Source organism: Ferrimonas sp., assembly GCF_048263965.1.
In the GTDB taxonomy this organism is placed as follows: Bacteria; Pseudomonadota; Gammaproteobacteria; order Enterobacterales; family Shewanellaceae; genus Ferrimonas.
Map to the genome: position 1 here is coordinate 118,472 of NZ_JBLXDO010000006.1, position 19,761 is coordinate 138,232.

Sequence of the window (19,761 nt, forward strand, 5' to 3'; positions counted from 1 at the left end):
ATTTACATACAATGGTGGAGAGCTACAATGCCTGACATCAAGAAACCCCGGTGACATTGCACAAGGAGTCAGCCGTGAACAACTTCGATTACCAAAACCCTACCCGCATCCTGTTTGGACAGGGCGAGATTGCCAATATTGGCAACTGCATTCCTGAAGGCAGCAAGGTACTGGTGCTTTACGGCGGCGGCAGCATCAAGGCCAATGGTGTGTATCAGCAGGTGGCCGATGCCCTGGTCAATTACCAGTGGTTTGAACACGGCGGCATCTCCCCCAACCCCAAGTATGAAGAGCTGATGGGCGCGGTTGAGAAGGTGAAGGCCGAAGGGATCGATTTCCTGCTGGCAGTAGGGGGCGGCTCCGTGGCCGATGGCACTAAGTTTGTGGCGGCGGCGGCCCTGTTTGAAGGGCAGGACCCCTGGGATATCCTGGCCAAGCAGGCGCCAGTGACTCAGGCATTGCCTCTGGGTACCATCCTGACTCTGCCAGCGACTGGATCTGAAGCCAATGGCAACTCAGTGGTCACCCGGGGCGAAGACAAGCTGGCCTTCAGCTCTCCTCTGGTGTTCCCCCAGTTCTCCGTTCTGGACCCGACCACCACCTACACTCTGCCGGCCCGCCAGGTAGCGAACGGTGTGGTTGATGCCTTCGTTCACGTGATGGAGCAGTATCTGACCTACCCGGTGAATGCCCCCATTCAGGACAGGTTTGCTGAATCTCTGCTGCTGACCCTGATTGAAGAGGGCCCCAAGGCCCTGGCCGACGTCGGTAAGGCTGCTGAGGAGCAGAACTACGACGTACGCGCCAACATCATGTGGGCCGCTACCCTGGCGCTGAACACCCTGATTGGCAAAGGGGTGCCCCAGGACTGGGCCACTCACATGATTGGCCATGAGCTGACCGCCGCCCTGGGATTGGATCATGCCCAGACTCTGGCCATCGTCCTGCCCAACCTGATGCACGCCCAGCGTGCCACCAAGGGCGCCAAGATGGTTCAGTATGCCGAGCGAGTCTGGGGCATCACCGAGGGGGATGAGGAGGCGCGCATCGACGCCGCCATAGCCCAGACCCGTGCCTTCTTCGAGCAGATGCAGGTGAAGACCCGCATCAGCGAGTACGGTCATGGTGCCGATGTGGTGGATACCCTGGTGGCTCAGTTGGAGCGCCATGGCATGGTGAAGCTGGGTGAGCATGGTGACATTGATCTGGCTCGCAGCCGCGCCATCCTGGAAGCGGCGCTGTAGAGCGGTATCCAACACCCGGTAAAAACCGCCTCCTTGTGAGGCGGTTTTTTTATCAAATAAATTTAACGTTAAGCAACAGAAAATATTATCGAATGTGCCATGTCGTTCCAAATTGGAGAAGGCACTTTGACGGGATTTATAAGAAACTCACAACAAGGTGATCATTGTCAAACTACTGACATTATTTCTGTTAGTACAATGCTTTTTGTCCTGCTTTGAAAAATTAAAATTGGTAATTGATTTACTAGTTTAGGCACGACAAAGACAGGGACGATTAATCAGGAGCTTTAAGGAACAGGACCATGTTAGGGAAAATGCTGTGAGTTCCATTCATATAAGAACATTAAAGGTGGTGTTGATTCCACTTCTGGTTTGGACTGCATTGATATTGTTCTCTTACCTATGGAACGCAAAGTCCATCAGTGGGCAGATCATGGGGCGGGCTTATGCTGAAGCGCGTACCAACCTCAATAAAGACATCACTTTCCGTCGCTGGGGCACTGAGCATGGCGGGGTTTATGTGCCAATTACCGACACGCAAAAATCGGTACCCTGGATGGAGCATATTTCCAATCGTGATGTTACAACTACAAGTGGCCTTCAGCTGACCCTATTGAATCCTGCCTCCATGTTACATCAGATGATGGATGCTTATGCCGAAGAATATGGTGTTAGAGAGCGAATAATTGGCCTGAAGCAGCTAAATCCCGATAATAAGCCGGATGAGTGGGAAACTGAGCAGTTATACGCGTTTGACAGAGGAGAGAAAAAAGAGGTCTGGGCTGAGGTGGAGGTTGATGGGGAGCCCTACCTGCGCTACCTGCGAGCCATGTACATGGAGCCGGGTTGTGATAAGTGTCATGGTATATTGGGTTACAAAACCGGTGATATGCGTGGCGCCATTGGGTTAAATCTACCTTTGGTCGGTTATTATGAGATGATCGATGAGTCCGAGCGAAACCTGCAGCTGACATACCTGTCCATTTGGTTTCTCGTAGGAGCGTTGATGATTTTTTTTGGATATTTAACCATTATCCAAAGGTCAGAGAAAATTCGTCGCGACCGGGAAAGGTTGCAATCGCAAAAAGCACTTAGAATTTATGGTAATGCATTTGAAAGCAGTGGCGATGCTATCCTTATCGCGGATATCGAAAACAGAATATTCGATGTAAATTCTGCTTTCGTTGAGTTGACTGGCTATACCTTACAGGATGTAAAAGGAAGGAAGACAGCATCTCTTTCAAGCGGAGATACCGATGCGGGTGTGTATGCCGAGATGTGGCGTCATCTGGGTGAATCCGGCTTTTGGAGTGGGGAGCTTTGGAATAGAAAGAGGAGTGGTGAGCAATATCCTGTGTGGACATCCATTACACTGGTGACCGACAGGGAGGCGTCTGAGTCCTTTTATATTGCAAATTACAGGGATATTAGTGAGCAGAAGGCGATTCAAGCTCAAATATCTCATTTGGCACACCATGATATTCTTACTGGTCTGAGCAACCGTTACAGCCTCGAAGAGCGCTTGGAGCAGGCGATGTTAAGTTGTGCTCGAACTCAAAAGACGTTGGCTGTGCTATTTATCGATCTTGATCGTTTTAAGAATATTAACGATTCACTTGGTCATCAATCCGGAGACCAGATTCTTGTTAAAGTGGCTGATCGCCTGAGAACATGCGTTCGTGAAGAGGACATTGTTGCCCGTATTGGAGGTGATGAGTTTGTCATAGTCATTACCGGGCTTCAGGATCCGCTTAAGGTATCCGTAGTAGCTGAAAAGCTGATGCGCGTCATTCATCGGCCATATCAGCTGAGCCGTCGTAAGTTGGAGACAACAGCCAGTATTGGTATCTGCCTTTATCCAAATGATGCCCTGACAGTGGCGGATCTGTTAAAGAACGCCGATGTGGCCATGTACCAGGCCAAAGCTCGAGGCGGTAATCACTATCAGTTTTTCTCTCCTGTTATGTCTGTCGCCGCTAATGAGCGGCTTGAGCTGGAACACGATATGCGCTCGGCGTTAAAGCAGGGACGATTTGAGCTCTACTTCCAACCTCAATTTGACTCCACTGATCGAACACTCTGGGGGGTTGAGGCCCTGCTTCGTTGGCATGACCCGGTTCGAGGCATGGTCCCTCCCGATAAGTTTATTCCCATTGCCGAGGAGACCGGTTTCATTATCCCCCTCGGTGATTGGGTGTTGGAGCAGGCATGTAAAAAGCTTGCTGAGTTAAAGCAAAGTCAAGGTAAGCCCATCAAAGTTGCGGTCAATATTTCAGCGAAGCAACTGCAGTCTGATGCCCTGGTTAGCACGGTGGCCAGGTTAATTGAGCAATACGAAATTGAAGAGAACGAGCTGCAGCTAGAAATTACCGAGTCAGCAGCCATGCAGGAGCCGGAGTTTGCCACCCATCAGCTTTCCTTGTTGAGTAACCTTGGAGTATTGCTGGCGATAGATGACTTTGGTACAGGGCATTCCTCACTGGTTTATCTCAAGCGATTGCCGATTCATACCCTGAAACTTGATCGTGCCTTCGTGGGCGATATTGGTACCGATGAGGGGGATGAGGAGATTTGTATCGCGACAATATCCCTTGCCCACAGTCTTGGGTTAATGGTGGTTGCCGAAGGGGTAGAGACCAAGGACCAGTTGGAGTTTCTGGTGTCACATCGGTGTGATTATCTGCAAGGCTTCCTGTTTAGCAGGCCTCTTTCCGCCACCGACCTGGATCGCTTTGTTCAAAGGGAACGCCAGTTTTATTGGTAAGTTTTAAGGTGCTTTCTAACCGGGTGTCATTCGTCGGTCACATTCTCGCTTGAGTGGACTGATTTTAAGTTTTTCCGCTTAAGCGAGTTGATGCACTTTAGCAAAATGACAAAGTGAAATCTGAGTGAACATAGCCATGGTGAAAAGGAAAGGCACAATTTAAAGCCCCCATTCCGGGGGCTTTTTAGTTAGCGGGTCTTAATGGCGTTGAGTACCGCACAGACGCTGTCGAAGTTTCGCTTGATCTCATCATACTGGTGGTCGTTCATCACTGCCTGATCACCCTTGGCGCAGTCGGTGGCCAGGTACAGGGAAAACTCCAGATCCTCTCTGGCTCGTTCAAGCTGACGGCAGATCTCAGCTCTGGGATTACGGCTAATCATAATCTCTCTCCATCGCTAGGTTCGGTTGAGCCAAAAGAGTATAGACCCTGATCGGCGCTTCAGAGCGGCGGCGGCGGGCGCTTTTTTAACCTGGATCAATCTATGATTATTTCGAACGTGACGAATAATTTTTACATTATAAATCAACGATTAACGGTAAATGTCAGGCAGATCAGAAACTTCTCTCCTGACTGCGTCAGCCCGGGGTTGTCTGGCGCTGACCCTTACGGCTCTGACGTCAGGCGGTGATAAAAAAACGCTTCCCGAGGGAAGCGTTTTTTGTCTGTCATGGTGGGAGATTAGCTCTCTGCCTGTTGCAGCTCACCTGCGGGTTCCAGCTCCTCTTTGCCCAGCATCTTCTTAATCAACTGGGAGGCACTGAAGGCCACGGCCACCATCACAACCGCCATCAGGGTCAGCATACCGAAGTAGTCGCCATAGAGGTTCTGAACGATGGACTGGGTGATCTCCTGGCCTTTCTCCACGGCGATGGAGGTGGAGAACACCGCACTCACCACGCCGGAGAGGGCGATGGAGACGGAGAACAGGCTGACGGAGAACGCCTCGATGTGCTTGGGGGTCACCTGCAGAATGAAGGCCACCACCATGGAGCCAACAATCACCTCGGCCAGGGCCTGGAAGAAGTGGATTACCAGGAACACCTCGGGACGAATCACCACATCGGTGCCCACGGTCATCACGGCCAGGGTCAGGGTGCCGAAGGCCATGGCGGTCAGGATAAAGGCGAAGCCGACCTTGGTGGCGGTGGTGAAGTGAATACCACGCTTCTCCAGGGAGGAGAACACCAGGGCGATCAGCGGGCCGCCAACCATGCACCACATGGGGTTCATGGCCATGGAGGCTTCAGGGGCCAGCGGGATAAAACCAAACAGGTCACCACGCATGGTGTTGATGCTCACCAGGGTCATGGAGGTCATCATCTGGCCGTAGTAGACGAAGAAGGCGATGGAGAGCATCACCATAATCAGGATGGTGCCCATGCGCATCGCTTCAGGTTTCTTCGCCTTGAACATCAGCACCACCAGGTAGCCGATGGCACCCAGGCCGATGGCGTAAACAATGTTCTTACCGATCTCCATGTTGGAGAACATGAAGAACACCAGGGCGATCATGGCGATGGAGATGGCAACAAACAGTCCCCAGTTGGTCATGCTCACCGGCTTGCGGTCGATCTCAGGGCTGATCTCCAGCAGAGGCTTGCGGTTGATCACCATCAGCACGAACGCCAGCATCGCCATGGCGGAGGAGAGGGCGAAGCTGCCGTTGAAGCCAATCACCAGGATGATCATCGGGAAGGCGTACTGGCTGATGAAGGCGCCGATGTTGTTGATGGAGTAGTTCACCGCGTAGCCGTTCTCGAAGTCCTCTTCGGTCTTGAAGGTACGTTTGAACAGAGGCGAGTAGGCGGGGAACATCAGGCCTCGGGCGTAACTGGCCAGGGCGATGCCCGCCAGGCTCATGGGCACATTGGCCATAGAGGCACCCAGTACCAGCAGGGCGTAGCCGCCACCGAAGCAGGTAAAGGAGAGGGCCAGGGAGCGGTAAGCGCCCAGGAAGCGGTCGGCGATAAAGCCGCCGGCGATGGCAAACAGGGGGCCAATGGCCGAGAAAGCACCCACCACCATCATGGTGTCGGCTTCGGAGTATCCCAGGTCTTCCAGGAAGAAGCGGGTCAGTACCGCCATTACGCCATAGAAGGACATGCCGAACATCATCTGGCATACCATCATGGACCTATTCAATCGGTTCCACATAACTACTTCTCTTTGTAGGAACTTTTTGTTCTCAATGGTGAAAAAGAGAACAAACTCAATAATTACAACAGGTTGCGGATTTTACCACTGCCCAGCCCGATCCCCTACGCACGACCTCGCAAAGCGGAATATTGTTCTGTGCCAATCCGGGGTGATTTTGTAAATATTACTTTACGGGAATGAGATTGGGCTGTGAGTCTCAGTCGCAGGTGATTGGATGCGGTTGGGGAGAGTCCCAAAGGAAAAGCCCCGCTTTGCGGGGCTTTTATCCATGGCACACCTGTTAGGGCAGGTAGGTCAGCAACCTGGCTTTTACTTCGTCGGACGCAAAGGCGTTCTCCACGCTGACCCGGTAGATCTCGAAGTACTCCTCGAGAGTCAGGTCGAACTCCGTCATCACCTTGCGGACCTCGTCGGTCATGGTGGTGTTGGAGACGGTGCGGTTGTCGGTGTTGATGGTGATCAGCACCCCGTCTTTGTGGAACGCCTTGACCGGGTGGGTCGCCAGGGATTCCACCGCCTTGGTCTGGACGTTGCTGCTGGGGCAGGTCTCTAGGGCCACCGACTGATCTTTGACCAGCTGGTAGGCGCCAGGGTGCCCCTTGATGTGGATGCCGTGACCGATACGCTCGGCCCCCAGCAGTGCCACGGCGTCGTGCACATTCTGTCCATCCCCCTGCTCACCGGCATGGATGGTCACCCTGAACCCCTTGTCTCGGGCGTACTGGGCGTAGGGGATGAACTCATGGCAGAAGCCGGAACGCTCACTGCCCGCCAGATCGAATGCGACCACCCCTTTGCCCAGGAACTGGGCGCCGGCGTCGATGACGTCATTGATTCTGTCTTTGGGCATGGTGCGCAATATGGAGAGGATGTAGTTTCCCCGAATGTCATACTGCTGTTCGGCGCGCTGCATCCCCCTGATGGCACTGCCCATGATCTGATCTAGCTCCAACCCTTTCTGCATATGCAGCAGCGGGCCGAAACGCACCTCCAGGTACTTCACGTTCTCCAGGGCGGCGTCTTCAAACAGCTCGAAGGAGATACGCTCAATCGCCTCTTCGGTCTGCATTACGGACAGGGGCAGTTCGAAGCGGGAGAGGTATTGATCCAGATTGGGGCAAGTCTCAGGGGCGATCATCAGCGACTTGATATGATCCACATCTTCACTGGGCAGAGACAACTGTTGGCGACGGGCCAGGTCAATGATGGTCTGGGGGCGTACGCTACCGTCCAGGTGGCAATGAAGATCGATCTTAGGCAAGTCAAAGTGATTCATGAGTCTCTACCTTTCTATAAGGAAAAAAGCTAAAGACTTCATAATCAAGAATTTGCGGCTCTTGGTAGAAACTCCCGAACCATATCATCGGGATTATATGAAGCAATGTTCGCGGCGAGTCTACCACAGCATCAATCAGGTTGCCAGGCGGGGTGGAATGGGTGTTTTTCGCTGCCTCATTGTTACGCTTTGGTGACCAGTGCCACTCGGTGCTCTGCTGGCAGTGACACCTCTGTCAACGTGATCCAGGCCCCGTAGAGGGGCTCTTGCACTTGGAGGTGCGTCGCGACGTCAGGGCAAATAGGGTACACTGGCCGCCAGATTTGGACCGGTGCCGTCTTCAGGACAAGGTTGGACCTGGGTTGCTGGTCTGTGAAAGTCACCATGTAAATGGAACACAACTATAATGAATTCAACAAAAACAGAGACTCTCTACCGGGGCTACCCGAAGAACTTCTGGGTCGCAAACGGCGTTGAACTGCTGGAGCGAGCCGCCTATTACGGTGTGTTCATCGTAATCACCCTCTATCTCTCCCGAATCCTGGGCTTCAGCGACGTTGAAGCGGCGTGGATCTCCGGCTCCTTCTCCGCAGGCCTCTATTTCCTGCCCACCTTCTCCGGCGCCATCGCCGATCGCATTGGTTTCAGAAACTCCCTGATGCTGGCGTTCGGTCTGCTGACCATAGGTTACGCCAGTCTGGCATTCCTACCGGTCGCTCTGGAGGCCCAGGGCCTGGTGGAGTATGGCCGCCAGGTGGTCTATCACGGCCTGCGTGAGGCGGACGTACGCTGGGCCATTGTGCCGGTGATGATCGTCATCATGATTGGTGGCTCTTTCATCAAGGCGGTGATCACCGCCACCGTGGCCAAGTCCACCACTGCCGAGACCCGGGCCAAGGGCTTCTCCATCTTCTACATGATGGTCAACATCGGCGCCTTCTCTGGTAAGACCGTGGTGAAGCCCCTGCGTGAATCCATGGGTGACCTGGGCTTGGTGAACCTCAACTACTTTGCCGCAGCAATGACCGCCATCGCCTTTGTCAGCATCTTCCTGTTCTTCAAGACCACGGAAACGGCCGACGAGAAGCGCTCCATGGCCGACACCTGGGCGGCGCTTATTAAAGTGCTGACCAACGGTCGCCTGATCACCCTGACTCTGATCATCACCGGCTTCTGGATGGTGCAGCACCAGCTGTATGCCACCATGCCCAAATACGTGCTGCGTATGGCCGGTGAAGGCGCCTCTCCCTCCTGGTACGCCAACGTCAACCCCTTCGTGGTGGTGATGACCGTAGGTGTGGTGACCTCCATGATGCGTGGCCGCACTGCGCTGCAGTCCATGACCGTCGGTATGTTCATCATGCCTCTGTCGGCGCTGGCCATGGCCTCCGGCAACATGCTGGATGGCAACGTTGACCTGGGCTTTATGGAGATGCACCCGGTGGCCTTCATGATGATCATGGGCATCGTGCTGCAGGGTCTGGCGGAGTCCTTTATCTCCCCCCGCTTCCTGGAGTATTTCTCCCTGCAGGCACCTAAGGGTGAAGAGGGTCTCTACCTGGGCTTCTCCCACCTGCACTCCTTCATCAGCTCGTTGCTGGGATTCGGTCTGTCCGGTTACCTGCTGGAAGCTTACTGTCCGGATCCGCGCCTGTTTGCGTCTCAGGCTGAGTGGGCCGCTGCCGCCGCCAATGCGCACTACATCTGGTACTTCTTCGCCGGCATCGCCGCGGTGTCTGCCGTGTCTCTGATCATCTACGGTAAGGTGATCGGTCGCATGGACCGTAAGCTTGAGGCTCAGTCTGAGTCTGCGGTAGCGGAAGCTTAAGCACATTAAATCTGGAGTTGTCTCATGCGGCTCCATAAACGAAGACGTCCACTCTAGCAGCTGCTGGGTGGACGTTTTGTTTTTCTGGGGGGGCCGACTTCAGTACACACTTTGTCTTTGGCGGTGATGTCAGGCCGGAGAAGTGCTTCGTATCAGCTCTTACTTAACGGTTGAGACTCCCACACCCCGGGCAAGATCAAAACAGCTCTGTTGATGGTTTTTGACTATTTCCAGAATCTGGGGATCCAGTTTTCTTTCTGAGGCCATTTGTGTGACCACCGATAAAGCCTCTTCCCGAGTCATGCCCTTTCGGTAAGGTCTGTCCTGAACTATTGCCTGATATACATCAGCCAGGGCGATGATTCTGGCTTCAACGCTGTACTCCTGCTCATAAGGGTGGAAGGGGTATCCCTGGCCATTAAGGCTTTCATGGTGGAACGCTGCCCAGGTGGCGATTTCGTCAAGGCCTTCGACTTGCCTCAAAATTTCATAGGTTTCGAAACTGTGACCCTGAATGATGGCCCGCTCTTCACTATTCAGGGGGCCGGGCTTATCCAAGATGTGGTCGGGTATGCGGAGTTTGCCCAGATCATGCAATAACCCGGCGATTTCAATCATTTCGCATTGTTGCTCGTTGAGACCGTACCGCTCGGCGATAAACCGCGCTAGTTTGGCGACCAGAAAAGAGTGGTTTCCGGTGAAGTGGCTTTTGCGATCGACTATGTCAGCCATGATGAGAGATAACTTTTTAAGATCGGAAATGGACAGTTCTCTGACCATATCGAATTGCTCCATTCTTGAAACGAAACTGGCGATATGGCGTTCCTCCATGGATATCCAGAATGCTTCCGAGGCCTGAGCTTTTTCGAAGGCTTTGAATATGTGTGGAGCAAAGTATTCTCCAATGTATTTGGCCAGTTCCCTCACGATTTCTCGTCTTGCCAAAATCAGATTTTTAGCACTTGTAGCGGCGAGAACATCCACTCTGTCCGCGAGAAAAATCAGATTGGCCATAAGGGCATCGTGGGGGCTGACATCCTCTTGAACCAGTTTTTGCCATGGAGTGTGGTGATAGAGAATGGGTGTTGCGTATTTCGACAGCGGCGAGAAATCTCTGAGCAACTGATAGCCGGTATCACAATGGGATTGGGCGTCACTCCCAAAGAGTTTGGTCACCAGCTTATTGTGCATCTTCTGAGTGGATACACCACAGTCGTGCAATAGCCCTAAATCGAAGCAAAATTGAAGGTCGTGGTCACTGAAACCGAGCTGCTTACCTATCTGAACAGAGATATAGGCGACCCGTTTTCCATGTTGAGTGTCATTAAGGCCAACCAGTGAGGCGGCGGTCTCGATGGCTATGACCATTTGTCTCAGGTTGACTGACAGGCGAGAGCGTCCATCCATTCTTTGTTCCTGCCCTAACATCCTTGACTCCTTCCATGGACTGTTGGCTGTTCAATATTTCACCACTCTTTACTTTAGAGCTACTACTCAATGCTAGCAAGGTCGACTAAGAATGATTTTTTAATTTAGAACAATGAGTTTGCCAGTCTGCGAGATGTGGTGAACGTGCTTTTTTGAGGGGGTGACTAAGAATTAAATACGCCCAACGGGGAGTTGTATCCGCCTGCGATTACAGCCGATCGTCGATGACGGTTCCCGGTGGAAAGGCCTGCTGAAAGGCGCCGCTTTTGAGCATATTTTGTTCCAGACGGTTCTGGGCATCGCGGTTGGTCTGTTGTGAGTCGCTGGTGTCGGAGAGACTGGCGGCTTCACTGGGAGCAGCCTCTGTAACGTCACTGGATGTCGCGGCAGTGGAGGCGGCGGTTGAGTGGGTCCCGCTGGTGGTGCTGGATCCCTGTGATTCAGTGTCAGCTTCCTGCTCCATTTCGGCCAGTTCCAGGGTGGCCTGATTCATGATGATGGAGGCCTGGGCGGCGACACGCCGGTCCTGGTTGGAGGGTTGCATGGGGGCATTGGCGGCGCGGATCACCGTTTCCATCTTTTCGATGGTGGCCTGAGGGTCACCGTCAACCTTGCTGGTGTCGATGCTGACTTCGCCATTTTGAGCGTACATGCGGCCATCGCTGCCACGGACAAACTCATACTCTGGCGAGCCGGCGTGTTTGCCACCGACCCGGGCGTGTGCCTGCTCGTGAGTGCGCACCTCCTGATCCCGCGCTTTTAGCTGGCCCAGTTGTTGTTCGACCAGTTTGCTTTCAGGATCCTGGCTCGCGGCCTTGGGGGACTCGTCGCCCTGAGTGCCGCTGCTGACCTCCATGCGGTTGTCTCTGCGATCCTGCTGGCCCTGAGGGTCGCTTTTCTGGCCCTCACGGGCGGCAGTGGCCGCATCGGCGTTGACCGGTACGCTGCCCTGAGGGTTGGCCGGGGCAGGCTGGGTGGCGGGGGCCACGGTCGCCGGGGCGATGTAGGGAGCGGTGTGGGTCAGCTGCATGGCGTTAACGGCTCAAGGTGGATTCATTGCGGCTATTATTGCATAAAAACAGGGCGGTTACAGAACCAACAGCTGGGGCTGGCCTGGTTGCAGGCGGGGTGCTAAGGTGGACTGCTGTTCTACTTTTCTATGCATTGGACCTGACCATCTATGCTTCACTCCGCCGTTGCCGGGTTCAGTCTTGGCCTTTCCCTGATCCTGCCCATTGGCGCGCAAAATGCGTTCGTGTTGCGACAGGGGGTGGCCAGGCAGCATGTCCTGCTTATCTGCAGCATCTGCGCATTTTCCGATGCGCTGCTGATCAGCGCCGGAGTGTTTGGCTTTGGTGAACTGCTGCTGCTTCACCCTCAGGTGGCCGAGTGGGCCCGATGGGGTGGGGCGGTGTTCTTAAGCCTGTATGGCCTGATGAGCCTGAGGTCCGCCTGGAAGGCGCGTCACGCCATAAGCTGCTTGGGAGGCGGAGAGCAGAGTGCCATGCGTGCGGCGATGACCTGCCTGGCCATCACCTGGCTCAATCCTCACGTCTATCTGGATACCATAGTGCTGTTGGGTTCGGTCTCCACCGGCTACGACGCCAAGGGGGCGTTCGCCTTTGGCGCCGTCAGCGGCTCCTTCCTGTTCTTCTACTCCGTGGGTTTTGGCGCCAGGCTGTTGTCGCCGCTGTTCAGCCGGGCACGCGCTTGGCAGTGGCTGGAAGCCTGCGTCGGTGTGGTGATGCTGCTGCTTGCCTATAACTTGATCACCACCAATCTGGGTTAACCGGAGCGAGATGCTTCATATCGATACCTGAAGCCCTTTCCAGTGCGAGATTTAGCGTACCCTGCTGACCTTTGAAGAGCATGTGCGACAGACCTCAATGAAAAAGGGCCTCCGTGGAGGCCCTTTCTCTTATGGGCTCGTCAGCCTTGTTGCTGGGAATCGCCGGAATTTCTTAGAGGTTTTAGCGGGGCGAAGAAGTCACAGGCCTCTCTGACGGCGCTGGTTGGCTGCTCCCAGGCTCCGCATAGATCGCGCTGATTTTCCGGTTTACGGATAAATTGGCGGCACTGTCCACATCGCTTCATGGCTGACTCCTTCTCTGCTCTTTTACCTCTGCTGGATTTTCGACCTTAGCACGGCGTCAGTGATTGAAAATTCACATTAGGTGACTGACCAGTCAGAAGTGGGAGCCGGATCCCGCAAACGGCTCGGAAAGGGTTCAGAGTTTCATTCGGCCAGATCCAGGCTGAGCCAAAGCCTGTCTCTGTGCTGGATCCCCTGTTCGAACAGAGGCTCAGGATAGTGAGTCAGAAAGTAATCCCGCTGGACCTCGGTCACCCGAAACCCCAGCCTCTGATAAAAGGTAAGTTGAGGGCCAAAGCTTCCGGTGCCCAGGGCGACCCGGCTTGTCCCCTTGGCAGACAGTTGTTTCAGGGTCCAGCGCAGCAGTGAGGTGCCGATGCCTTTGCCCTGAAATCCGGGTTGGACGGCCAGATTTAGGATCTCCGCTGTGCCGTTTTGACCGGGCAAAACCAGGCAGGCTCCCAGGTATGCGTCCTGCTGTTTGGCGGCGAATCCCCAGCATCTGTCGAGATAGCCCTGTATTTTCTCTTCGCAGGGATCCGCTTCCAAAAGCAGGGACATAGGCAGTTGTGTTGGTGAGACTTCGACCAGTTCCATCCTGGGTTCCGTTTGTGGCGCAAGTACCTGATCCATCATATTACAGAATTGGGCTTGATCTCGGCTAATACCCAACCGGATGGACTTAGGCATACTTGAGGCCGTTTTGTTTATAGTGGGCAGTCAGATGAGACCTCTATTTCTGTTTGGGTTGCTGTGTGTGGCGGTGACTGCGGGGGCTCAGGGGAAGCAGCTTCAACCCCATGTGGCCTATGGCTGGGACGACAAGATTGGCAGCCTGGACGAACACCCCGAGTTCAGCGCGGCCATATTGGCGCCGTCCATCTTCACCAATCCCAGGGCGGAAACTTTTAAGGTTCACCAGGGGCGCTTCTGGCAATGTGCCACCCGGGATAACAATGGTCAGTGTACCCAGGTTAAGTTTGTCGGTTATACCGCGGAGGCAATGCAGACGATGGCAAGTAATGAGATCCCCATGAGCCCTGAGGAGTATCGTCATACCAAAGAGCTGATAGAGCAGATGATGATGGAGCTCAGGTTTCGCGGTATGGAGGACAGCCACCCTATGATTCAGCAGGCGTTGAAGCAGGGAAGGGCGATGCACATGACACTGCTGACCCAGAAGCAAGAGTAGCAAGTTGCCCTACACTTAGGGGTTGTCTCTGTCCGTCGACAGAGGCTCTCCTAAAGGTAACGGGGAGGTTGGTATGGGCTCTTTGGTTAGCATTGTTGAACGGGGTTGGCAGGCGGTTGCTGCTGCTGAGTTCGATCAACTGGTCGAGGATTATGTTGAACAGATGTCCTTTATCATGCCCGGACAGGCCGACTGTCTGGAGGGCCGAGGGGCCTTTCGCCAAGCCTTAAATGGTCTGGGGGAGATTCTTCCTCCCGGGTTTGAGATCACGGCCATGCGTCATTTGGAGGGGGATCAGGAGGTCATCTCCATCATTGAGTGGCGCTCAGACAAGGTCGCCGCTTCCCAGCTCACGGTGCTGTTCAAGTTTACCGGCGACAAGATCCATGAAGAGAGGTGGTTTATCGATACCCTGCAGTGGAAAAGTGCCTTCTAGGGGGAAGGGGGGGCCGGTCTGTTGGTCGCCAGCACCCTGTCTTCACTGTCGCGTTTGACGTACTGGTGACTTAACACTGTTGATGATATTTGTTAGTGTTCTGAAATTAAAGGTAAAAGTGTGAGGCAAGGGATGGCGTCAGGACAGTGTAATTGTGGAGCGGTGGCGTTTGAGATCACCAGTCCCATCTCTCAGGTCTATGTGTGTCACTGCTCCATCTGCCGCAAGGCCACGGGGACCAATGGCATCGCGGTGGTGGTGGTGGACAACAGCGCGTTTCACTGGGTGCGCGGCCAGGAAAACATCGCCACCTGGAAAAAGCCCGATGCGGACTGGCAAAAGTGGTTCTGCTCCACCTGTGCTTCGCCGCTGCCAGGTGAAAACGATGAACTTCGGATGTATATCCCCGCAGGCTTGATTACCGAAGGGGATGAAAACCTCAAGGTTGCCCACCATATCTGGGTGGACTCCAAGGCTCAGTGGGACGAGATCGGGGACAGCGGCAAGCTGCATCCCGAGGCCTTTGGGAGCTGAATTTTTTAAACAGTGCCCGGTACAACCGCCGGGCATTCTTATTGCTGATATCTGATGTCAGCGAAATAAAAAAGATAAAAGCAGTAATCAACAAAGGAAGTGGTATGAGGAACTTGGTTTTGGCTGCCTCTCTGGCCTTAGCTTTAGTTGGCTGTGCCTCAACGCCGGTGCTGAATTATTCACCCAAAGAGATTGAGGGCAGTGAATTAGAACAATACTGGGTGTTGAAGCAGTCGCAATTTAGCACCGGATCGAGATATAAGAGGTTGCCCAAACAGGGCGCCGTGGTAGAGGTGAGGTACCTGATTGACTCCACTGGCAAGACTCACGAGGCGCAAGTGGTCAAGGCAGAGCCAGACGATGATTGGAACCGAACCGCGCTGAAGGTCGTCGACATAATGGAGTATGACAATGCTCCAGGCAATGAATCACTTACGCCTGTCTATGTGATCACCACGTTCACCTTCAAAATCTAACCATTGTCGAATAAGTACGCCGTTGTCAAAACGCAAATCTACCTTTCAGGAGTGCTTGCAATCTGCAGCACTCCGACTTTTCCCCTTTAGATAATCCATGTATTTCATATAGATAGAGTTTGGCTCAGGCTGTGCACGCTTCTTGCTGTATCTGATCAGGTAACCGAGGAGTGAATCATGAGTCTGATAATGGGTTTCTATACACCCCAGTGGCAGGAACAACACCACAGAATCGCCCACGCTTTGGGAGAGCGCTACCCCTTCGCACGCTGCATCAAGGGCGACCACTGTGTTTTGCTCAATGAGAGTGAAGATAACTGGGACTCCGGGGACTGGCACCAGAGGGGCGAAGTAGTGCTGTGCTGTTTTGGGCATCCTCTGCTCAGCGGCGACCGCCGTCGTGACCTGATCCGCCTGACTCACGAACATTTCGACCCGGTTCGTCTTAACGACGCCCAGGGCAGCTACCTGCTGGTGCACTACAACAGGTTCAATCAGAAGCTGACCCTGTGCGCTGACCCCCTGTCAATTCGTCCCTTCTACACCATGGAGTTTGGCGGCGGAATCCTGTTTTCCAATCGAATGAAACCCCTGGCAGAGATTGCCGAAGTCGTTGACAGGAACCGGGCGGCCCAGATGGAGTATGCGCTCCTCGGCTATACCCTGGGCAGCCACACCCCCTATGCAGGTATCCGGGCCAGCCGCCCCGGTGAGATGCTCTCCATCGACAGTGGCGGCCTGCGGCGCCAGCGTCATCACCTCTGGCACTATGGGGTTCCACTGGAGCGGGATCAGGGGGTTCTGGCGCTGGACTGGGCCTTCAAGCAGGCGGTTGGCCGTTACTGCAATGAGGAGTCCGCTTTCGTGTCCACCTTGAGCGGCGGACTGGATTCCCGGCTCATTGCCACCGAGCTGCTCAGGCGCCGGGCCGACCTCCACTGTCTCAATTTTTCCCGCAACCAAAGCCAGGATCTCTGGTGTGCACAACGCTTTGCGCAACATCATCATCTGCCTTTGACAGTATTGGAGGTGGAGGACACTCAGACACTCAGCTGCGAACAGCGCCTGGGACAGCACTGGACACCTGAAGCTTTCGATCACTACCACAATGTGGAGCGTCCCAGGCTGGTGTGGTCCGGCAATGGCGGCAGCGTCTGTGTGGGACTGGTCTTCACCTCTCAAGAGGTGGTCAAGGCCATAACCCAGGGCGATCCGGAAGCGGTGATCGATGCCTACATAGAGCAGCAGCAGGCCTATGTGCCTCAGGCACTGGTGAGTGACGGTGCCAACGAACAGCTGAGATTCAAGGAGCGGTTGTTGACGGCCCTGGGAGAGTACTGTCATTTGCCCATGGGGAAGGCCTGGCAGCTGTTCCTGTGGGAGAACGACCAGCATCAGCACGTGGCGGTGCCCTTTGAGGAGATGGACCAGTTCAACCTGGACTTCTATCTGCCGTTCTACGCCAAAGGGGTGCTGGAGGCGATGTTTGCCATGCCCATGGAAGCGGCCGCCCGTCACGGGGTCTACATGAGTTGGGTCAACCGATGCTATCCGCAGATGCTGACCACCCCCTGGCAGACCTATCCCGGCCACATCCCCTGTCCTCTGGCGATCCCAGATACGCAGCAGCACCAGTGGCAGTTTCGCCTGCCCAGAGGCACACGTAACCATTTGCAAAGAAAGGGGTGGCAGGCAATTTTACGGGGCCAGGGGGCCCTGAACAAAGGCGCCATTGCGGCACGTTGTCTGGCGGACCTGCTTGGGGTCAGAGACACCAGCGCTCACCTGAAGTTTGTAGCCCAGTATGAGCGCTGGTAGTCGGTGTGCCGCTTAGCGGGACAGATAGGCCACCAGGAACTGGCTGATGGACACTAGATCGGCCACGGCGATCTCCTCTTCGGTGGTGTGCACCTTGGCCATGCCGGTGGACAGGTTGACCGTGGTCAGCCCCTTCTCATTGAAGATGTTGGCGTCGCTGCCACCGCCGGTGGGTCGGGTCTGTGGGCTCACCCCGATGGCTTCAAATCCCTGTTTGATGCCGGTGACCAGCGGGTGGTCGTCCGCAATGCGGTAGGCGTTGTAGGCCCGCTTGGTTTCAACGGCGACCTTGGCGCCATGCTCTGCGGCCACCGATTCCAGGGTATCCACCATGTGCTGGGTCTGTGCGGCCAGCTTCTGATCATTCAGGGAGCGGGCTTCCGCCTCCAGGTAAAGCTCAGGCATCACAATGTTGGTGGCACTGCCGCCTCGGACTACGCCAATGTTGGCGGTGGTTTCCTCGTCGATGCGTGACAGTTCCATCTTGGAGATGGCGTCTGCCGCCACGGTCAGGGCGTTGATGCCGGTCTCGGGGGCCAGGCCCGCGTGGGCTGGCTTGCCGGTGATGGTTGCCTTGATGTTCTGCTGACCCGGGGCCACGGTGATGATGGTGCCGATGGGACCGCCGGAATCCAGCACGATGGCCTGCTTGGCCTGGATCGGGCTCATGTCGAAGTTCTTGGAGCCGTGCAGGCCACCCTCTTCGAAGACGGTGAAGGCCAGTTCGATGGTGGGGTGGGGCAGGCCGTGCTCTTTGAGGATGCGCACCGCTTCCATGATGGCGGCGATGCCGGATTTGTCGTCGCCACCCAAAATGGTGTCGCCGGCGGAGCGGATGATCCCCTGCTCAATCACCGGTTCGATGCCGTTGCCCGGGGTGACCGTGTCCATATGACAGCTCAGCAGAATCTTCTCCTCTGTCCCTTTCAGGCGGGCATAGAGGTTAAAGCCGTTAGACAGCTCCTCGGCAACCGGCAGACGCTGTACGTCAAAGCCGAGTTCACCCAGTTGCTCTGCCAGGGTAGTAGCGATCGCCTTTTCATTGCCGGATTCGCTGTCGATGCGCACCAGATCCAAGAAGTGCTGGACCAAACGCTGTTCGTTGATGGTGGTCATATGGGGCTCCCTAAAACGTTGACCCGGCACTCTAGCCAAGATCCACCGGAAAAACCCTGAGCCAGGCCATCAATTCGGCGTTTGACCGAACCGACGCTGGGACAGGTGGTGATTTTTTGCTCCATTTACATTCAATTTATTGGAATCTCAGCGAATCCTTGCGGTGCGCCGTTGGTTGTGGCACAAGTCATACTCAAAAGCAGGGCACGCCTGACCGGCACGGAGCCGTTATGAACGACCACGAAAAATCCACGCGCCAAGTATTTACTGACGCTGCTGTCGAAGCAGCCCTGAAGATCGGTGCCATCTTCATTCTTCTGAGCTGGTGTTTCCAGATCGTGCGGCCCTTCCTGGTGCTGATTCTCTGGGGCGGGATCATTGCCGTCGCCCTGTTTCCCTTGGTGCGCTGGCTCTCCGGTCGTTTCGGGCTGAAGATAAGCCTGGCGAGCAGCATGGTGACCATCCTGGTACTCGCCGTGCTGTTGGTGCCCACTTATCTCTTTTCCGGGGCGCTGTTCTCCGGTACCCAGAGCCTGCTGGCGGAGTTCAAGGAGGGGAGTCTGGTGATTCCGCCGGTCTCCGATGCCATCGCTCAATTGCCCTGGGTGGGGGAGGAGTTGCACGGCCTTTGGCAAAAGTTCTCGGTGAACCTGGGGGCCGCCCTCGAGGGCTTTGGCCCCGAGATCAAGGAGGCGCTCTCCCAGGTGGCGGCCATGGCCGGAAGCCTGGGTCTGGGGCTGTTGCAGTTTGTGGCGTCGGTGATCATCGCCGGGGTGCTGATGACCAATGCGGATTCCATTCGCGCCCTGTTCTACAACCTCTCCATGCGCATGGCCGGCGAGCAGGGGCGCAGCTTTAACGCCCTGGCGGTGGCGACCATCCGCAGTGTGATGCAGGGGGTGATTGGCGTCGCCCTGATTCAGTCCCTGCTCTCCGGCATTGGCATGGGCCTGGCCGGGGTGCCGGGCACCGGCCTGTGGATGCTGCTGGTCCTCATTGTCGCCATACTCCAGTTGCCGCCACTGCTGGTGCTGATCCCTGTGATGATCTACCTCTTCTCCCTGGACAACACCACGGTGGCGGTGGCCTTTATGATTTGGGGGCTGCTGGTGGGCGGCAGCGATGCGGTGCTCAAGCCTCTGTTGATGGGCCGTGGCGTGGACATACCCATGTTGATCATCCTAATGGGGGCCATCGGCGGCCTGTTGCTCTCCGGTATCATCGGTCTGTTCGTTGGCGCCGTGGTGTTGGCCCTGGGCTTCAAGCTGTTTACCGCCTGGCTGGGCCAGGAAGCCTTGCCGGAGCCGGCAGCCACGCGGGTTCGTGTAGGGCCCAAAAACTAGCCGATATCGATCTCGCCCAATCCCTGGCGGCGTTTTGAACACCTTGTTCTACA

Annotated in this window: 17 protein-coding genes and 1 riboswitch; of the genes, 10 read left to right on the top strand and 7 right to left on the bottom strand. The window is 55.2% G+C overall.

Features of this window, described 5'->3' with window-relative positions:
- The first annotated feature begins 74 nt into the window (after positions 1-74).
- Together ACN0RV_RS07875 and ACN0RV_RS07880 are read left to right on the top strand one after the other, a co-directional pair.
- Positions 75-1,244 carry an iron-containing alcohol dehydrogenase gene (locus ACN0RV_RS07875; RefSeq protein WP_417347085.1) on the top strand — a complete coding sequence of 390 codons (1,170 nt, stop codon included), beginning with the start codon at positions 75-77 and terminating at the stop codon, positions 1,242-1,244.
- Positions 1,245-1,563: 319 nt separating this feature from the next.
- Positions 1,564-4,008: an EAL domain-containing protein gene (locus ACN0RV_RS07880; protein ID WP_417347086.1), complete on the top strand. Its 2,445-nt coding sequence runs from the start codon at positions 1,564-1,566 to the stop codon at positions 4,006-4,008.
- Positions 4,009-4,196: 188 nt separating this feature from the next.
- Here ACN0RV_RS07880 and ACN0RV_RS07885 read toward each other — a convergent pair whose 3' ends face one another.
- From ACN0RV_RS07885 to add, 3 genes are all read right to left on the bottom strand, one after another.
- Positions 4,197-4,391 (bottom strand): hypothetical protein, encoded by a 195-nt coding sequence (locus tag ACN0RV_RS07885; protein WP_417347087.1) that lies wholly within the window; start codon positions 4,389-4,391, stop codon positions 4,197-4,199.
- Between the two features lie 299 nt (positions 4,392-4,690).
- The gene (locus ACN0RV_RS07890) at positions 4,691-6,142 is read right to left on the bottom strand and encodes a peptide MFS transporter (protein WP_417347088.1); all 1,452 of its coding nucleotides are present in this window, start codon (positions 6,140-6,142) and stop codon (positions 4,691-4,693) included.
- 307 nt (positions 6,143-6,449) lie between these two features.
- Entirely contained in the window at positions 6,450-7,445 is a 996-nt protein-coding gene (gene add / locus ACN0RV_RS07895; RefSeq protein ID WP_417347089.1) for an adenosine deaminase, read from the bottom strand.
- A 21-nt stretch (positions 7,446-7,466) separates the two neighbouring features.
- A riboswitch (purine riboswitch) is annotated at positions 7,467-7,566 on the bottom strand.
- A gap of 285 nt (positions 7,567-7,851) precedes the next feature.
- Here add and ACN0RV_RS07900 point away from each other — a divergent pair.
- Positions 7,852-9,273: an MFS transporter gene (locus ACN0RV_RS07900; protein ID WP_417347090.1), complete on the top strand. Its 1,422-nt coding sequence runs from the start codon at positions 7,852-7,854 to the stop codon at positions 9,271-9,273.
- A gap of 159 nt (positions 9,274-9,432) precedes the next feature.
- Here the strand turns inward: ACN0RV_RS07900 and ACN0RV_RS07905 are convergent, their stop codons facing one another.
- Together ACN0RV_RS07905 and ACN0RV_RS07910 are read right to left on the bottom strand one after the other, a co-directional pair.
- Positions 9,433-10,701 carry an HD-GYP domain-containing protein gene (locus ACN0RV_RS07905; RefSeq protein ID WP_417347091.1) on the bottom strand — a complete coding sequence of 423 codons (1,269 nt, stop codon included), beginning with the start codon at positions 10,699-10,701 and terminating at the stop codon, positions 9,433-9,435.
- Positions 10,702-10,909: 208 nt separating this feature from the next.
- Positions 10,910-11,731, bottom strand: a complete 822-nt coding sequence (locus tag ACN0RV_RS07910) for a putative metalloprotease CJM1_0395 family protein (protein ID WP_417347092.1) — start codon at positions 11,729-11,731, stop codon at positions 10,910-10,912.
- A 150-nt stretch (positions 11,732-11,881) separates the two neighbouring features.
- Here ACN0RV_RS07910 and ACN0RV_RS07915 point away from each other — a divergent pair, with 150 nt between their 5' ends.
- Positions 11,882-12,490 (top strand): LysE/ArgO family amino acid transporter, encoded by a 609-nt coding sequence (locus ACN0RV_RS07915; RefSeq protein WP_417347093.1) that lies wholly within the window; start codon positions 11,882-11,884, stop codon positions 12,488-12,490.
- A 447-nt stretch (positions 12,491-12,937) separates the two neighbouring features.
- On the opposite strand, the gene ACN0RV_RS07920 is transcribed toward ACN0RV_RS07915, so the two are convergent.
- Complete coding sequence (locus tag ACN0RV_RS07920) at positions 12,938-13,390, bottom strand: GNAT family N-acetyltransferase (protein WP_417347094.1); 453 nt, start codon at positions 13,388-13,390, stop codon at positions 12,938-12,940.
- A gap of 127 nt (positions 13,391-13,517) precedes the next feature.
- Between ACN0RV_RS07920 and ACN0RV_RS07925 the strand changes: the two genes are divergently transcribed.
- From ACN0RV_RS07925 to ACN0RV_RS07945, 5 genes are all read left to right on the top strand, one after another.
- On the top strand, positions 13,518-13,985 hold the full coding sequence (locus ACN0RV_RS07925; protein WP_417347095.1) for a hypothetical protein: 468 nt from the start codon (positions 13,518-13,520) through the stop codon (positions 13,983-13,985).
- Between the two features lie 73 nt (positions 13,986-14,058).
- Positions 14,059-14,421, top strand: coding sequence for a nuclear transport factor 2 family protein (locus ACN0RV_RS07930; RefSeq protein WP_417347096.1), 363 nt, complete (start codon positions 14,059-14,061; stop codon positions 14,419-14,421).
- A gap of 162 nt (positions 14,422-14,583) precedes the next feature.
- The gene (locus ACN0RV_RS07935) at positions 14,584-14,955 is read left to right on the top strand and encodes a GFA family protein (RefSeq protein ID WP_417347097.1); all 372 of its coding nucleotides are present in this window, start codon (positions 14,584-14,586) and stop codon (positions 14,953-14,955) included.
- A 41-nt stretch (positions 14,956-14,996) separates the two neighbouring features.
- Entirely contained in the window at positions 14,997-15,431 is a 435-nt protein-coding gene (locus ACN0RV_RS07940) for an energy transducer TonB family protein (protein WP_417347098.1), read from the top strand.
- Between the two features lie 177 nt (positions 15,432-15,608).
- The gene (locus ACN0RV_RS07945; RefSeq protein ID WP_417347099.1) at positions 15,609-17,249 is read left to right on the top strand and encodes an asparagine synthase-related protein; all 1,641 of its coding nucleotides are present in this window, start codon (positions 15,609-15,611) and stop codon (positions 17,247-17,249) included.
- A gap of 12 nt (positions 17,250-17,261) precedes the next feature.
- Here the strand turns inward: ACN0RV_RS07945 and ACN0RV_RS07950 are convergent, their stop codons facing one another.
- Entirely contained in the window at positions 17,262-18,365 is a 1,104-nt protein-coding gene (locus ACN0RV_RS07950) for a M20/M25/M40 family metallo-hydrolase (RefSeq protein WP_417347100.1), read from the bottom strand.
- A 230-nt stretch (positions 18,366-18,595) separates the two neighbouring features.
- On the opposite strand from ACN0RV_RS07950, the gene ACN0RV_RS07955 reads away from it, so the two are divergent.
- Entirely contained in the window at positions 18,596-19,708 is a 1,113-nt protein-coding gene (locus ACN0RV_RS07955) for an AI-2E family transporter (protein ID WP_417347101.1), read from the top strand.
- Positions 19,709-19,761 lie beyond the last annotated feature (53 nt).

What these genes read in the sequence shown, in the direction of transcription:
- ACN0RV_RS07885 (WP_417347087.1), bottom strand. Translation starts at nt 4,391, where the DNA reads ATGATTAGCCGTAATCCCAGAGCTGAGATCTGCCGTCAGCTTGAACGA.
- ACN0RV_RS07890 (WP_417347088.1), bottom strand. Translation starts at nt 6,142, where the DNA reads ATGATGGTATGCCAGATGATGTTCGGCATGTCCTTCTATGGCGTAATG.
- add (WP_417347089.1), bottom strand. Translation starts at nt 7,445, where the DNA reads ATGAATCACTTTGACTTGCCTAAGATCGATCTTCATTGCCACCTGGAC.
- ACN0RV_RS07900 (WP_417347090.1), top strand. Translation starts at nt 7,852, where the DNA reads ATGAATTCAACAAAAACAGAGACTCTCTACCGGGGCTACCCGAAGAAC.
- ACN0RV_RS07905 (WP_417347091.1), bottom strand. Translation starts at nt 10,701, where the DNA reads ATGTTAGGGCAGGAACAAAGAATGGATGGACGCTCTCGCCTGTCAGTC.
- ACN0RV_RS07910 (WP_417347092.1), bottom strand. Translation starts at nt 11,731, where the DNA reads ATGCAGCTGACCCACACCGCTCCCTACATCGCCCCGGCGACCGTGGCC.
- ACN0RV_RS07915 (WP_417347093.1), top strand. Translation starts at nt 11,882, where the DNA reads ATGCTTCACTCCGCCGTTGCCGGGTTCAGTCTTGGCCTTTCCCTGATC.
- ACN0RV_RS07920 (WP_417347094.1), bottom strand. Translation starts at nt 13,390, where the DNA reads ATGGAACTGGTCGAAGTCTCACCAACACAACTGCCTATGTCCCTGCTT.
- ACN0RV_RS07925 (WP_417347095.1), top strand. Translation starts at nt 13,518, where the DNA reads ATGAGACCTCTATTTCTGTTTGGGTTGCTGTGTGTGGCGGTGACTGCG.
- ACN0RV_RS07930 (WP_417347096.1), top strand. Translation starts at nt 14,059, where the DNA reads ATGGGCTCTTTGGTTAGCATTGTTGAACGGGGTTGGCAGGCGGTTGCT.
- ACN0RV_RS07945 (WP_417347099.1), top strand. Translation starts at nt 15,609, where the DNA reads ATGAGTCTGATAATGGGTTTCTATACACCCCAGTGGCAGGAACAACAC.
- ACN0RV_RS07950 (WP_417347100.1), bottom strand. Translation starts at nt 18,365, where the DNA reads ATGACCACCATCAACGAACAGCGTTTGGTCCAGCACTTCTTGGATCTG.
- ACN0RV_RS07955 (WP_417347101.1), top strand. Translation starts at nt 18,596, where the DNA reads ATGAACGACCACGAAAAATCCACGCGCCAAGTATTTACTGACGCTGCT.